The following is a 14,755-nucleotide window of genomic DNA, read 5'->3' on the forward strand; positions in this document are numbered from 1 at the left end:
CGCCTTCACCGGGGTCCACGTGCCGCTGGACCCCTCCTGTGGTGTGCCCGAAAGAGGAGAGACGATGACACGCACCGTTGGCCAGGTCCGGGCCGATGTCGAGGAGGCCAGCCGTTGGCTTGCCGGCCGCGTGGTCCGTACCCCCGTGCTGCGCTCCCCGGTGATCGACGAGCGTGCCGGGGCGCGGGTCCTGCTCAAGGCGGAGAACCTCCAGAACGGCGGCTCGTACAAGATGCGGGGCGCGCTGCGCGCGGTCGGCCGCCTCGCGGTGGCCGGCCACACCGGGGTTGTCGCGCAGAGCACCGGCAACCACGCGGTGGCGGTGGCGTTGGCGGCCCGGCAGCACGGGCTCGCGGCGACAGTGGTGCTGCCTGTCGACGCGGCATCGACGAAGGTCGGCCGGGCGCGCGCGGCGGGAGCGCGGGTGGTGTTCGCCGGCACCAGCGTCGAGGAGCGGGTGGCGGTGGCCACCGGGCTCAGCGACGAGAGCGGTCACCCCGTCGTCGACGCGTACGACCACCCGGATGTCATCGCCGGGCAGGGCACCGCGAGCCTGGAGCTGATCGAGGACGCCGAGCGCGCGGGGACGCCGTTGGACGCGTTGGTCGTACCGGTGGGTGGTGGTGGCGGGGTGGCCGGCGCGTGCCTGGCCGCCGCCGGCTCCGGCATCGAGGTGTACGGCGTGGAGCCGGTGGGCTGCGACTCGCTCGCCCGCAGCCTGGCGGCAGGTGTACGCGTGCCGGTCGCGCCGGCGCCCACCATCGCGGACGGGCTGCGGCCGTCCTGCGTGGGGGAGCTGCCGTTCGCCATCGTGCGGGACACGCTGCGCGGGGTCGTCCGGGTCGACGACGACGAGATCGCTGCGGCGTTCCGGCTGATCCTCACGGAGCTGAAGGTGCTCGCCGAGCCGTCCGGGGCGGCGGGCCTGGCCGGCGCTCTCCGGCTTCCGCCGGACCGGGACCGGCAGCGGACGGTCGGCGTGGTGCTTACCGGCGGGAACGTGGAGGAGGCGTTGGTGGCCCGGTTGATGGCCCCGCGATCCGCCGACCTGGCTGAGGAAGGGGCGGCGGCGTGAGCGCGCCAGTTCGGATCGGAATTCTGTTCGGTGGACCGTCGGCGGAGCACGAGGTCTCCGGTGCCTCCGCGCTCGGGGTGGCTCGGGCGCTCGCCGGTGGCGGCTACCGCACTGTCGCCATCGGCGTGACCCGCAGCGGCGGGTTTCGGCTGATGCCCGACGCGCTGCTGGCCGAGTTGCGTGACCGGCCGGCCGGCGAGCGGGCCATCGACGACCAGTTGGTGGTGACCGGGCCGGCCGTCGAGTTGCGGGCCGGTCCGCGTCCGGGTGTCGTGCAGGTGTCCGCCGGTAACGCCCCTGGCGCGGTCCACGCCGAGCTGGACGTGGTCTTCCCGGTGCTGCACGGCCCGTACGGCGAGGACGGTGTGGTGCAGGGGCTGCTGGAGTCACTGAACGTGCCGTACGTCGGGTGCGGCATCCTCGCCTCGGCGGTCGGCATGAACAAGGTGGCGATGAAGCGGGCGCTGCGCGCCGAGGGCATCCCCGTCACCCCGTACGTGTCGTTCGACGCGCACACCTACCGGGCGGTCGACGACCCGGAGAAGTTGGTGACCGGGCTGAGCCGCCCACTGTTCGTCAAGCCGGCCAGCATGGGTTCGTCGATCGGCATCTCCCGCGTCGGCGAGGATGACGACCTGGCCGCCGCCGTGGAGGAGGCGCTTCGCCACGACCAACTCGTCATTGTCGAGCAGGGGGTCGTCGGCCGTGAGTTGGAGTGCGCGGTGCTCGGCGGCTGGCGTCCCGAGGCGTCAGCGGTGGGCGAGGTGCAGGTCAGCGGCGGCTGGTTCGACTACCAGCAGAAGTACTTCGGCGACGCCGACCCGATGATCGTCCCCGCCGTGCTGCCGGACGAGGTGACCGCGCGGGTCCGCGAGCTGTCGCTGCGCGCGTTCGCCGCGATCGGCGGCTGGGGTCTGGCCCGGGTCGACTTCTTCTACGACGAGACGACCGGTGAGCTGTACGTCAACGAGCTGAACACGATGCCCGGCTTCACCGCGCACTCGATGTACCCGAAGGTGTGGGCCGCCGTCGGGGCCAGTTACCGGGAGGTGGTGGACCGGCTCGTCGAGTTGGCCCGGCTCCGGCACGCGGAACGGCCCGCGAGCACGGCGGGGAGCATCAGATGATCCTGCTCTCCGACCCCCGGGTGGCGGCGGTGCCCAGCGCCGACGACGGCGAGGAGTTCGTGGACCTGCGTGAGCTGCCGGAGTTGCGGCTCGACAGCCGGGCGGCCGACCCGGCCGGGGCGTACGCCCGGTTGCGCGCCGGTGTCGTGGACCGCCTGCTGGCCGCGCAGCGTGCCCTGCCCGACGGGCTGCGGCTGCTGGTGGTCGAGGGCTACCGGCCGTACCAGGCGCAACTGGCCATCTTCACCGGCTACCGCGACGAGCTGCGCCGACGGCACCCGGACTGGTCGCCACAGCGGCTGCACCGGGAGACCACGAAGTTCGTCTCACCGGTCGAGGTGGCCCCGCACAGCACCGGCGGCGCTGTGGACCTGACGCTCTGCACCGACGACGGTGTGGAGCTGGACCTGGGCACGGCCATCGACGCCACCCCGGAGGACAGCGCCGACGCCTGCTTCACCGACGCGCCGACGATCGGCGGCACCGCCCGTCGGCACCGGCAGATCATGGTGGACGCCCTCGGTAGCGCGGGGATGGTCAACTACCCGACCGAGTGGTGGCACTGGTCGTACGGCGACCGTTACTGGGCGCTGATCACCGGGGCCCCGCGCACCCGGTACGGGCCGGTGGACCTGGCCGCCGCACGATCGATACCCGTGCCGGCTGAACGGTAGGACGCTCCGGTCCGTACCGGTGAGTGAAGGACACCACCGAGGACGGGAGTGACGGCGATGAGGGTGCAGCGCAGGCACGTGCTGGCAGCGAGCGTGGCGGTGCTCGCCGCGGTGGGCGTGTCGGTGGGGACCAGCTTCGGGTTCGCCGACACGGCCCCGGCACGGTCGTCGGTCTGCTCCGGCTCGGTCACCTTCTCCGCGGAGGGCGGGGCGCCGGCGGCGACCAGCGACCGCTTCCCGGTGGGGACCCGGCTGCGGGTGACCAACCTGGACAACAACCGGGCGGCCACTGTGACGGTGACCGGCCCGTCGGGCAGTTGTGTGCTGCTCAACGCGGCGGCCATGGAGCTGGTCCGCGAGCCGGGGAAGAACGTGATCCGCCGCAACGTGGTGGAACGTGTCGACGGCGCGGCCCCGCCCGCCGGCGCTCCGGCCCCCGGCACCGTGCGCCCCGGCGCCGCGTCGCCCGGCGCGTCCGGCCCGGCGCCCCAGTCGGCGTGCTCCGGGGCGATCACCTTCTTCGAGGAGGCGGCCGGACCGGCGGCGACCAGCGGGCAGTTCCCGGTGGGCACCCGGCTGCGGGTGACCAACCTGGACAACAACCGGGCGACCACTGTGACGGTGACCGGCCCGTCGGGAAGCTGCGTGCTGCTCAACTCCGCCGCCATGGAGCAGATCCGCGAACCGGGCAAGAACCTGGTGCGCCGCAACACTGTCGAGGTGCTTCGCTGACCTCGGCGGAGGGGCCCGTGCACCGGGCCCCTCCGCCGCTCAGCCTGCTCAGCGCTCAGCCGAAGGCGGCGTCGAGGAGGTCGGCACCCCGACCGAGGTGCCCGTCGGAGATCACCAGCGGGGGCAGGAAGCGCAGCACGTTGCCGTACGTGCCGCAGGTCAGGGTGAGCAGGCCCGCGGCGTGACAGGCCGCCGAGATCGCCGCGGTGGCGACCGGGTCGGGGGTGAGGGTGCCCGGCAGCACCAGCTCCACGGCGAGCATCGCGCCCCGGCCGCGTACCTCGGCGACCCGGGGATCCCGCTCGGCGATGGCCCGTAGCCGGGGGACCAGCACCGACTCGATCCGTCGGGCCGCACCGGCCAGGTCCAACTCGTGCATGGTCTCGATGGTGCCCAGCGCGGCGGCGCAGGCGATCGGGTTGCCGCCATACGTGCCGCCGAGCCCACCGACGTGCACCGCGTCCATCAGCTCGGCCCGGCCGGTCACGGCGGCCAGCGGCAGACCACCGGCGATGCCCTTGGCGAGCGTCACCAGGTCGGGTTCGACGCCCTCGTGCTGACAGGCGAACCAGTCACCGGTACGGCAGAAACCGGTCTGGATCTCGTCGGCGACGAAGACCACCCCGGCCGCCGTCGCCCAGGCCCGCAGCGCCGGCAGGAAACCCGGCGCGGGTACGACGAAGCCACCCTCGCCCTGGATCGGCTCGATGAGCAGCGCGGCGACGTTCTCCGCGCCGACCTGCTTCTCGATCGTCTCGATCGCCCGGGCCGCCGCCTCCGCGCCGGTGAGCCCACCATCGCGCAGCGGGTACGACATCGGCACCCGGTAGATCTCCCCGGCGAACGGCCCGAACCGGTGCTTGTACGGCATGTTCTTAGCGGTCAACGCCATGGTCAGGTTGGTCCGGCCGTGGTACGCGTGGTCGAACACCACGACCGCCGGCCGCCCGGTGGCGTGTCGGGCGACCTTGACGGCGTTCTCCACCGCCTCCGCGCCCGAGTTGAACAACGCCGAGCGTTTCGCGAACCCGCCGGGCGTCAACGCGTTGAGCTGCTCGCACACCGCCACGTACGACTCGTACGGCGCGACCATGAAGCAGGTGTGGGTGAACCGCTCCACCTGCGCCCGGACCGCGTCGACCACCCTCGGTGCGGAGTTGCCCACGCTGGTCACGGCGATGCCGGCGGCGAAGTCGATCCACTCCCGGCCGTCCACGTCGGTGATCGTCCCGCCGGACGCCCGGTCCACGTAGGACGGAATCACACTGCCGACACCCCGGGCCACCGCACCGCCGCGCCGCTTGTGCAGCTCCTCGCTCGACGGCATGGCTCAGCTCCCCAGGTTGTGCATGACGTGCTTGATCCGGGTGTAGTCCTCCAGGCTGTAGACCGAGAGGTCCTTGCCGTGCCCGGAGTGCTTGAAGCCACCGTGCGGCATCTCGGAGACGAACGGGATGTGCGTGTTGACCCAGACGCAGCCGAAGTCCAGTCGACGGGTCATCCGCATGGCCCGGCCGTGGTCGCGCGTCCAGACCGACGCGGACAGGCCGTAGTCGACACCGTTGGCCCAGCGCACCGCCTCGTCCTCGTCGGAGAAGCGTTGCACGGTGATGACCGGCCCGAACACCTCGTCCTGGATGATCTCGTCGGCCTGACGCAGCCCGGAGACCACTGTCGGCGCGTAGAAGTAGCCGCGTTCGCCCTGCCGGGACCCGCCGGTCTGGATCGCCGCGTGGTCCGGCAGACGGTCCACGAAACCGCTGACCCGGGTGAGCTGGTTGGCGTTGTTCAGCGGACCGTAGAGCACGTCGGCGTCGTCCGGGGCACCGGTCCTCGTGTTGCGGGCCTGCTCGGCGAGCGCCGCCACGAAGTCGTCGTGGACGCCGGGGCCGGCCAGCACCCGGGTGGCCGCCGTGCAGTCCTGCCCGGCGTTGAAGTAGCCGCCCAGCGCGATGGCCTCGGCGGCCGCCGCCACGTCCGCGTCGTCGAAGATCACCACCGGGGCCTTGCCGCCCAACTCCAGGTGGGTGCGCTTCAGGTCGGGGGCCGCCGCGGCGGCGACCTCCATGCCCGCGCGGGTCGATCCGGTGATCGACACCAGCTGCGGCGTCGGGTGCGACACGAGGGTACGACCGGTGTCCCGGTCGCCGCAGACCACGTTGAACACTCCCGGTGGGAAGAACTCGGCGGCGATCTCGGCGAGCAGCAGCGTCGACACCGGTGTGGTGTCCGACGGCTTGAGCACCACAGTGTTGCCGGCGGCGAGCGCGGGCGCGATCTTCCAGACCGCCATCATCAGCGGGTAGTTCCAGGGGGTGACCTGCGCGCAGACGCCGATCGGCTCCCGCCGCACGTAGGAGGTGTGCCCGGCCAGGTACTCCCCGGCGGACCGCCCCTCCAACATCCGGGCGGCGCCGGCGAAGAACCGGAACTGGTCCACCGCCGGGGGAAGCTCCTCCTCGGCGGTGAGCTGGCGGGGCTTGCCGGTGTTGCGGACCTCGGCGTCGACCAGCTCGGCGGCGCGCGCCTCCACGGCGTCGGCGAGCTTGAGCAGCGCCCGCTGCCGCTCGGCCGGGGTGACCTCCCGCCAGCTCTCGAACGCGATGGCGGCGGCGTTCATCGCCGCGTCCACGTCGGCGGCGCCGGAGACCGGGGCCTGGGCGAACACCTCACCCGTGCAGGGGTCGACCAGGTCGGCGTAACCGCCATCGGACGGGTCGACGTAGGAGCCGTTGACGAAGTTGCGCAGCTGCTGCTGGTCACTCATGAGGGATCACTCCGAGGGGGCCGGGGGCGCGGTTCTGCGGCGGTTATCGCAATCTCTCTGCCATCTTCGCTACTGAATTCGCGGCAGACAAGGGTTATCGCGACTGTTTCCGTCGGCTGGCCGCTCGGCTACTCTGCTCGGCGTGGAGCCCGCAGCCTTCTTCGTCGCCTCCCGCCCCGCCACCGGCGAGGGTGAGTTGACAGTCCACCACCCGTACGACGGCCGCCCGGTGGGGCGTACCACATTCGCCACGCCCGACCAGGTCGACGCCGCCGTCGCCGCGGCGGCCGGGGTGGCCGCGCAGGCCGCGACCCTGCCCGCGCACGCCCGCGCGGCGGCCCTCGACCACGTTTCCCGGCGGATCGCCGAGCGCGCGGGCGAGATCGCCGCCCTGATCACCGCGGAGAACGGCAAGCCGCTCAAGTGGGCCCGCGCCGAGGTCGGGCGTGCCGTGTCGACGTTCCGCTGGGCCGCCGAGGAGGCCCGCCGCTTCTCCGGCGAGTTGCAACGACTCGACACCGACCCGGCCGCCGGCGGGCGGATCGCCCTGGTCCGCAGGGTGCCGCGCGGGCCGGTGCTGGGCATCACGCCGTTCAACTTCCCGCTCAACCTCGTCGCCCACAAGGTGGCGCCGGCCATCGCCGTCGGCGCGCCGATCATCGTCAAGCCCGCGCCCGCGACGCCCCTGACCGCGCTGCTGCTCGGCGAGTTGCTGGCCGAGACCGACCTCCCGGCCGGGATGTTCTCGGTGCTGCCGTTGCCCAACGACCGCGCCGCCGAACTGGTCACCGAACCCCGGCTACCGGTGGTGTCGTTCACCGGCTCCGGGCCGGTCGGCGCCGCCATCCGCCGCGCCGCGCCGGAGAAGCACGTGACGCTGGAGTTGGGCGGCAACGCCGCCGCGGTGCTCTGTGCGGACTGGACCGCCGACGAGGACCTGGACTTCGCCGCGCAGCGCATCGCGACGTTCGCCAACTACCAGGCCGGCCAGTCGTGCATCGCCGTCCAACGGGTGTACGTGCACCACGCCCGGCACGCCGACTTCCTGCCCCGGCTGGTGGCGGCGGTGCGAGGGCTGCGGACCGGAGACCCCGCGTCCGAGCTGACCGACGTCGGGCCGATGGTGTCCGAGGACGCGGCCCGCCGGGTCGAGACGTGGGTGGCCGAGGCCGTCGCCGCCGGCGGCACCGTCGAGGTGGGCGGCCTCCGCGACGGTGCTACCTACCCCCCGACCGTGCTCACCGGCGTACCGGCGAACGCCAAGGTGGTGGCCGAGGAGGTGTTCGGGCCGGTGCTGGTGGTCACCCCGGTCGCCGACGACCAGGCCGCGTTCACAGCGGTGAACGACTCGGCGTACGGCTTGCAGGCCGGCGTCTTCACGCGACGCCTGGACGTGGCCTTCGCCGCCGCCCGCGCGCTGGAGGTGGGCGGGGTGATCGTCGGCGACGTGCCGTCGTACCGCGCCGACCAGATGCCCTACGGCGGCGTGAAGGGCAGCGGCGTCGGCCGGGAAGGGCCGCGCAGCGCGATGGACGACTACACCGAGCCCCGGGTCATGGTGCTGACCGGCCTCACGCTCTAGCCGGCAACGCCGCCGGGCTGGTCGGCCCGCCAGGTGCCGTCGTCGCGGACCCGGGCGGGGGCGCGGCCGAGCAGCAGAGTGGTCAGCGCGGCGTCGATGGTGTCGCCGAGGAACCACTCGCCGGCCTGGTCGAGCGCGAAGACCCGGCCGCGCTCGTCCACCGCCAGGATGCTGTCCTGCTGCTCGGTGCCGATCGGAAAGAGGCGTACGCCGAGCACCGCGCCGAAGTCCGCGAGGGTGTCGGCGGTGTGCGCGATGGTGTGCGGGCGGATGTCGAAACGGGAGATCCACACCTGCTCGCCCCTGCCGCGCCGCGCACCCACCAGGCTGGGGAACGCGGTGAGCGCCTCCACGGCGGCGGGAAAGACCTCGTGCCGATGGTTGCGCCCCGGCACCGACGTGACGTCCCGTACGGCGGCGGCGGCCATGATCTGGTCCCCGATGTGTGGCCGCCACCCGGCCGCGACCAGCGCGTTCGCGACCTCCGCCGGGAACCGCCCAGGATCGGGGTCGGCTGCCTCCGGCGCGTTCCAGGTCTCGGTGTAGGCGCGAGCCGACTCCGGCAGGACGTTCGCCCGCACCAGGAAGGCGATGCACGAGTCGCAGGGCCGCTCGGCGGGCCCACCAGCGGGATCGCCCGGCTCACGGACCCGGAAGATCTCGAAGCGGGCGCCCTCCAGCAGCGCCGCTGCCTCGGCCCGCCCCATCGGCGCGATGCCCTCGGCGGCGCGGCGGTGGTCGTACTCGTGCAGGACGTCCGAGACCACGATCAGCTCCGCGTGCGCCTCCCCGCCGCGAACCAACTCGCCGGGGGGCAGTTGGTCGAGGTAGTCGCGGACCAGCGGGTGATGGTGAAGTGGCACGTCGGCCTTCGTGCCCTGGGCCGTCCAGATCCGTCCGTCGATGGTCAGGTGCGCGGCGGTGTTCGGGGTGGCGCCCCGATGGATCTCCCGGAGCAGCAGGCTCGACGGATCGAGAGTGCGGGGAGCTGTCGGCCCGACGGGCTGGCTACGCCGGTACAGCTCCGCCACCACAGTGCTCGGCACCCGGGGCCAGGTGGTGACCGTGCCGGTCTGCTTGTCGATGACTGTCGTCGGCAGGTCACCCGGCACCGTGCGCACCTCGGTGGGCACGACGGACGTGATGACCCACCCCAGGTCGAACTCGTCGACCATCGCGGTGCACTCGTGGCCGAGACGCTGCGAGTCACGGCGGGCCCAGGTGGCCGCGAGCTGCTCGGCCTGTTGACGGTCGATCACGCATTGAAACTACCGGACTACACGGATCGATGGCGGCCGGTATTGTTTCGCTCTACCGACGGTGACGGGAGGGCGGCGATGGACGAACAGGCGGACCGGGGCGTCAATCGCGAGCTACGGGCCCGATTCGACGACGTTTATGGGCAATACCAGCAGCTCAGATCCGGTTTGGACACCCTCCAGACGCGACTCGCCGCGCTGCGGGTGACCCGCCGGTCGGCCGACGGGCAGGTGACGGCGACAGTGGGCGCGCAGGGCCAGTTGATCGAGGTCAAGCTGACGCCGGCCATCTACCGGGACCGCGACGCTGACGCGCTCGGCCGAAAGGTCACCGAAACGATCCGGGCCGCCGCGACCGCCGCCGCAGAGGTCACCCGCGACCTCGTCGCCGAGAGCATGCCGGCCGGCTCCGGGGCGACGGACTTCCTCAAGACCGGCGATTACGCCACGCTGCTCGGCCGGGCCGACGCCGTACTCGGCAAAAATGAGGCGAAGCCATGACCGACGGGCAGCTCTGGCTTGATCCGTCCCGGGCCCGCCGAGGTGGCGCCGACCTGGCGCTCGCCGGCGAGGCGGTGACGGCCCGTCGTGCGGCGGAGGGGGGCGCGATCGAGGCCACCAGCGGTGCTCGGCCGTGGGGTCGCGACGACATCGGTGCCGCCTTCGAGCGCAACTATCGCGGGTTCGAGCAGACAGTGCTGCGGGCCTGGGCCGGCGTCGGGCACCGGCTCACCGAGCTGGGCAGCGACGTGGTCGAGGCGGTCGACGCGAGCGTGCAGACCGACGGGGCCGGCGCCGCCCGGGTCGGTCGGGCCGCCGACCGGCGCTGACGGCCGACGATCCCGATGAGCGTGCTGCCGAGCCCCATCCCGCACCCCCTGGACTACGCGCCGTGGGACGTGCCCGGCTGGATCTACGAGGCCCTCGACTGGGTGGTCGGCGTGCAGTGGCCGGAGGGCAACGAGCGGGCCGTCTGGGACGTCGCCGACCAGTGGTACGCGGTCGCCTCCGTGCTCGCCGGGCCGCACGCCGACGCCGCCGCGGCCGCCGTCGAGGTGCACAACGGGTACGGCGGCGTCGGAGCTGTCGACGCGGCGTTCGAGGCGGCCTGGCGGGGGATCGCCGAGGGTGCCGACGCCCCGCTGCCCGTGCTGCTCGCGGTCACGGCCGACCTGGGCCGACTGGTCGAGGAGTGCGGCTGCGACATCGAGGGCGCCAAGCTGGAAGTCTGGATCGAGCTGGGCATCCTGGTCATCGAGCTGCTCACAGTGGCGGTGGCGGCGGTGCTGACCGCCGGTGCGGCAACCCCGGCCGCCGGCGCGGCGATCACCGCGACACGACTGCTGGTTCAACAGATCTTCAAGCGGCTGATGGGCCAACTGGCCAGCAAGTCCCTCAAGCACGGGCTCAAGGAGGCCGGCGAGCGGGCCGCCAAGGATGTCGCCCGAGGTGGCGCACGCGGGCTCGCCAAGCGGGCCGCCCGTGGCGGGCTGGAGGAGGCCACCGAGGAAGCCGGGGTCACCCTGGCCACCCAGGCGTACCAGAACTCCACCGGGCGGGCACACGGCCTGGACCTGACCGATCTCGGCGCCTCGGCGGTGGGCGGGCTGGCCGGCGGGGCGGTGGCACCGCTGGCCGGCCTGGGCCGGCACGCGACCGGGCGAGCGGCGAAAGTCGGGGAGCACCTGGGGCGGGAGATGACCGGCGAGGTGCTCGCCGACAGCGCGGCGAGCCTGGCCACCGGTCAGGGCCTGACCTCGATGGAGGACGTGGCGCGCGCCGCCGCGTCCGGGGCCACCGGTTCGGCGACCGGGCAGACCGACCACGCGCTACGCGCACGGCTCGACGCGCAGGCCAACGCCCTCGCCGGAGCATCGTTCACGGGCCCCTCCCTCCCGACTGTGCTGCCTGTCGCTGGGGAGGTGGCCTCGGCGGGAGCGTCTCCCTCTTCGGCGGCGGCGTCGGCGGCGGTCTCGCCTGCGGTGGGGGCTGCGTCTGCGGGGGCTGCCGGTGGTGTGGCTTCGGGTGCTCTGGTTACGGCTGCGGGCGTTCCTGCGGAGGCCGTCGTGGCGTCGTCGCCGAATCAACTGGCTGCGCCGACGTCCCCGGTTGTCGAGCAGTCACGGGGAGCCGGGCCGGCGTCTCCGGTCGCGGCCGACCCCGTGCTCTCGGCGGCGACCACCGACCCGACCACGTCGGCGGTGGGTGCCGGTCCGGTCGCGTCGGCTTCTACTGCCGATCCGGCCACCTCGGCGGTGGCTGATCCGAGTCGGCCTGTGGTGGGTGCTGATCCGAGGCTTTCGTCGGCGTCCGCACCCGTGGTCGGTCCCCTCGAATCGAGCAGCGGGCCGGCTGCCACCGGTGTGCCGCCGGTCCAGCCCGGCAGTTCCCCGCACCCCGCCACCTCCGGACCGACCGCCTGGTCTCCGGCGGCCGGCCCCTCCGCACCGACGATCACCCCCGGCCCGGCGGCACCGACCACCTTCGGCGCCCCGACCACCACCAACGGGCCGCCGCCGGTCGCCTCCACCCCGCCGGCGGTGGGTCGGTTCGCCGTGCCGTCGCGTGTCCCGTCCCGGGAGGCACCTGCACCGGTGCGAGCGCCCGACCATCCCGCCCGGGGAAGGGCGTCGATCCCCGTCGACGTGGCCGCGTTCGGTGCCCCGTCGGTGCGCGAGCCCGAGACCAATGACTCGTACGCGGCGCAGTGGGCCGCAGCGGCGGAAGCCGCCGAGCGACGGCGCTACCAGGACCACTACGAGTCACTGCGGATCGGGTTCGAGAACAACCGCCGGCAGGCCGAGGCCGCCCGACTGCGCACCCGTGCCGTGGAGCACGATCGCCGAGCCGTCGAGTACGCCACCTACGCCCGACAACTGCACCAGGCCGGCAACCGGCAGTGGGCCGACGGCTGGCAGCGCGCCGCGAACGAGGAAGCTCGCGCGTACGCCGAATGGCGTGACCTGGCAGACGCGGTGCTGGCCGGCACCACGGCCCCGCCGGTCGTGGACATCAGCGCGACCTTCGAGCACGCCAACCGGGACGTGGGCGCCCTCGCGCTCGGCGCGGTGGAGACTGCCGGCCCGTCAATGCTCACCGGCGACGACGATCCGCCGCCGATCGACGACTCCCGGCCGTACGGGCAGCCCGGGGGACTCCGGCCACCGCTCGCGCTGCACCAGGTCGACGTCGAACGACAGATGCCCCGCGATCGAGACGGCACCGTCACCCGCACCGCCGACCCCCGACAGGGCGGCTGGTTCCGGCTGCTCAACGACGGCGGTCCCGCTGCCGACGCCACCCGTGGCATCAACTGCCTGGACTGCACACTGTCGCTGTTCGAGACGTGGGTGCACGGGCGACCCCGCGTGTCGGCGCCACGAACCTTCGACGGCTACCTCGACGGTGACATCCGGCGCCCCATCCGTGGCGAGGCAGGCGGCCCGGGTCGGGTGGAGGACGCGACCGGCGGGCGCTTCCAACAACTCCTCGCCCCGGCGTCCGGTCACCGTACCGACGCCACGCAGGCGCGGCAGGCCGCCGACCGGGGCTACCGCAACCTGCACGACCAACTGCTGCTGGGCGGCCACGGCAGCTACTCGTTCCTGGTCACCGAGTGGGCGCACGGCGGTTCGCACGCCTGGGTGGCGCTCAACCAGAACGGCACCGTGCTCTACGTGGACCCGCAGAACGGCGTGGTCCGGGACCGGCCGCTCTACCCTGACGTGGTCGGCATCGACGCGCTGGTGCTGAGCGGAGACGGCCGACCGATGCCGCTCGGCGGACTGCCCCGGGGCCGGTTCAGCGAACGGCCCGACCTGCCGGATCACCCGCCGACGCACGACGACGGCGGCCACGGCGACCCGTACATCAACCGGATGTACCTGCTCCTCGACGGCCCGGGCTCGGCACAGCAGCCGGACGGGCTGGGTGGTGATCCGACCGCAATGAATGAGCTGGGTGATCCAGCCGTTGAGTTGGCGCGACTTTCCGCGGGCGAGTTGGCGGCCCTGACGGAGCTTCGACATCGCGCACTTGCGGTCGCCGATCGAGTCGAAGAGACTCTGACTCAGGTCGGACGCAATGTGACGGAAGCTCTGGGCCTTGAAGAGCTGGTGCAGTTGCGCGACCGCGACTATCGCGTCAAGGGACTGGGCTCGCTGGCACGAAAGTTCGTCGATGAGGCGCGGGGTCTAAACATTGGGGTAGAGGAATTTTCGCAGACGGTGAATGACGTCCTCCGGTTCTTGTTCGAGATGCCGCCGGGGGAGGACTATCGGCGGGGCGTTCAATTGGTGCTCGCGGGCCTCACGGAAGCCGGGTTCTCCGTTCCGCAGTCGGATCTCAAGAATTTTTGGCGGGCAGGCAACAGGTTCTACGGATTCAATTGCACCCTACGAGCTCCCGACGGGTTCCTAGTCGAACTACAGCTGCACACGCGTGACTCACGGGAAGCGTGGATGCAGACTCACGGCGACTACGAGATCCTGCGCCGGGCCTCTAGTCGGCCGGAGGAGCATGTGCACGCGTTCCTCCGGATGCTTGCCACGAACCGTGAGCGCCGGATGTCGGAGTCCGTCCCGCCCGGCTTGGAGGATTATTTCCCGACCAAGGACGCAAGCTTTGTCAAGTGGTTGAGCAAGAACGGAGACGCCTGGCAGAAGTATCGGTCGTGGCTCGACCGTCAAGGGATTAGCTTCTCGCAAGTGTTGCAGGACTTGGGGTTAGATTCTTCTGATTTCCCAATAGCTGCGGACGTCGCCATCAAGTTGGAGAAAGAGATTGTTGACGTACTACGTGATCTACCGGAATGACGAGAGGGTCGGAGGCCCAGCCGGACTCTTCGTGATGGACGTGGGCGCAGGTAATGCCATCCTATGGGATCACCGCAATGGGCAGTGGGCCTTCGATCCAGCTCTGGTCGTGCGCTTCGTCAACGACTATCGGAACGTCGACCGCTTCGAAACCGTTGATCGGGCGACGGCCGAGCGAGTGGCTGAGACCGTCAGCGGAGGTACCGCACTGCCTGGCGAGGAGGGCATCCGAGCCATGTTCACGCCTGGTGCCAGCGCCAGTGGCCCCCAGCCATCCGGTCAACAGTGATTGGGCGTGCTGCGGGCAGGCGCTCATTCGTGGGATTCGGCAGCGGACGTTCGTCATGTTCGAGGAGCAGCTTTGCGCGGCCGGTGATCCTGGCGCGGATCCCGACATAGCAAGAGTGCAGTAGGCATGCTTCGCGGATGGACAGACGGAGGGTGGAGCCGTGGCGGGGCCGAATAAGATCGACGCATGGCGAAATCCGGTACGGAGAGCGTCAGGTCCACCGTCTGGGCCTGGCCGGTCGGCATCCTGATCGGTCTGGCGATCGGCATTCCCGTGTTCGGTGCGAAGGGTGGCGTCGCCTTCGGCGTCGCCCTCGGCATTGCCTTCGCGCTCGGCCTGGGTGCGATCCGGGGCCGGGTCGACGGTGGCCCCGACGGGATGGCCGCCGGGGATGGCGCCGACGCCTCAGGCCGAGGGTGATCGACTCCGGTTCCTT

Annotated in this window: 13 protein-coding genes; 10 read left to right on the plus strand and 3 right to left on the minus strand. The window is 72.1% G+C overall.

Going from position 1 to position 14,755, the window contains the following annotated elements:
* Nucleotides 1-64: 64 nt before the first annotated feature.
* Genes KBX08_RS17110 through KBX08_RS17125 form a run of 4 tightly spaced genes read left to right on the plus strand, consistent with a single transcriptional unit; the run spans nucleotide 65 to nucleotide 3,608 of the window.
* A complete protein-coding gene (locus tag KBX08_RS17110; RefSeq protein ID WP_210784485.1) occupies nucleotides 65-1,075 on the plus strand; it encodes a threonine/serine dehydratase in 1,011 nt (336 codons plus the stop codon).
* Complete coding sequence (locus tag KBX08_RS17115) at nucleotides 1,072-2,202, plus strand: D-alanine--D-alanine ligase family protein (RefSeq protein WP_210784486.1); 1,131 nt, start codon at nucleotides 1,072-1,074, stop codon at nucleotides 2,200-2,202. Before KBX08_RS17110 ends, KBX08_RS17115 begins: the two co-directional genes overlap by 4 nt.
* Nucleotides 2,199-2,876, plus strand: coding sequence for a M15 family metallopeptidase (locus tag KBX08_RS17120; RefSeq protein ID WP_210784487.1), 678 nt, complete (start codon nucleotides 2,199-2,201; stop codon nucleotides 2,874-2,876). The genes KBX08_RS17115 and KBX08_RS17120 overlap by 4 nt, the downstream gene beginning before the upstream one ends.
* 57 nt (nucleotides 2,877-2,933) lie before the next feature.
* Nucleotides 2,934-3,608 (plus strand): hypothetical protein, encoded by a 675-nt coding sequence (locus KBX08_RS17125; RefSeq protein WP_210784488.1) that lies wholly within the window; start codon nucleotides 2,934-2,936, stop codon nucleotides 3,606-3,608.
* A 55-nt stretch (nucleotides 3,609-3,663) separates the two neighbouring features.
* Here KBX08_RS17125 and gabT read toward each other — a convergent pair whose 3' ends face one another.
* On the minus strand, nucleotides 3,664-4,935 hold the full coding sequence (gabT, locus tag KBX08_RS17130) for a 4-aminobutyrate--2-oxoglutarate transaminase (RefSeq protein ID WP_210784489.1): 1,272 nt from the start codon (nucleotides 4,933-4,935) through the stop codon (nucleotides 3,664-3,666).
* A 3-nt stretch (nucleotides 4,936-4,938) separates the two neighbouring features.
* Nucleotides 4,939-6,375, minus strand: coding sequence for a gamma-aminobutyraldehyde dehydrogenase (locus tag KBX08_RS17135; RefSeq protein ID WP_210784490.1), 1,437 nt, complete (start codon nucleotides 6,373-6,375; stop codon nucleotides 4,939-4,941).
* Between the two features lie 142 nt (nucleotides 6,376-6,517).
* Here KBX08_RS17135 and KBX08_RS17140 point away from each other — a divergent pair, with 142 nt between their 5' ends.
* The gene (locus tag KBX08_RS17140; RefSeq protein ID WP_210784491.1) at nucleotides 6,518-7,957 is read left to right on the plus strand and encodes an aldehyde dehydrogenase family protein; all 1,440 of its coding nucleotides are present in this window, start codon (nucleotides 6,518-6,520) and stop codon (nucleotides 7,955-7,957) included.
* On the opposite strand, the gene KBX08_RS17145 is transcribed toward KBX08_RS17140, so the two are convergent.
* Nucleotides 7,954-9,216, minus strand: a complete 1,263-nt coding sequence (locus tag KBX08_RS17145; RefSeq protein ID WP_210784492.1) for an SUKH-3 domain-containing protein — start codon at nucleotides 9,214-9,216, stop codon at nucleotides 7,954-7,956. The genes KBX08_RS17140 and KBX08_RS17145 overlap by 4 nt on opposite strands.
* A 78-nt stretch (nucleotides 9,217-9,294) precedes the next feature.
* Between KBX08_RS17145 and KBX08_RS17150 the strand changes: the two genes are divergently transcribed.
* The 5 genes from KBX08_RS17150 (at nucleotide 9,295) to KBX08_RS17170 (ending at nucleotide 14,739) form a co-directional block, all read left to right on the plus strand.
* The gene (locus KBX08_RS17150) at nucleotides 9,295-9,717 is read left to right on the plus strand and encodes a YbaB/EbfC family nucleoid-associated protein (protein ID WP_210784493.1); all 423 of its coding nucleotides are present in this window, start codon (nucleotides 9,295-9,297) and stop codon (nucleotides 9,715-9,717) included.
* Nucleotides 9,714-10,046, plus strand: coding sequence for a hypothetical protein (locus tag KBX08_RS17155; RefSeq protein WP_210784494.1), 333 nt, complete (start codon nucleotides 9,714-9,716; stop codon nucleotides 10,044-10,046). Before KBX08_RS17150 ends, KBX08_RS17155 begins: the two co-directional genes overlap by 4 nt.
* A gap of 15 nt (nucleotides 10,047-10,061) precedes the next feature.
* Nucleotides 10,062-14,030, plus strand: a complete 3,969-nt coding sequence (locus KBX08_RS17160; RefSeq protein WP_210784495.1) for a toxin glutamine deamidase domain-containing protein — start codon at nucleotides 10,062-10,064, stop codon at nucleotides 14,028-14,030.
* Complete coding sequence (locus tag KBX08_RS17165) at nucleotides 14,002-14,319, plus strand: hypothetical protein (protein ID WP_210784496.1); 318 nt, start codon at nucleotides 14,002-14,004, stop codon at nucleotides 14,317-14,319. Before KBX08_RS17160 ends, KBX08_RS17165 begins: the two co-directional genes overlap by 29 nt.
* A 186-nt stretch (nucleotides 14,320-14,505) precedes the next feature.
* The gene (locus tag KBX08_RS17170) at nucleotides 14,506-14,739 is read left to right on the plus strand and encodes a hypothetical protein (protein ID WP_210784497.1); all 234 of its coding nucleotides are present in this window, start codon (nucleotides 14,506-14,508) and stop codon (nucleotides 14,737-14,739) included.
* Nucleotides 14,740-14,755: the final 16 nt, after the last annotated feature.

The organism is Micromonospora sp. H61 (assembly GCF_018070325.1).
Taxonomy (GTDB): domain Bacteria; phylum Actinomycetota; class Actinomycetes; order Mycobacteriales; family Micromonosporaceae; genus Micromonospora; species Micromonospora salmantinae.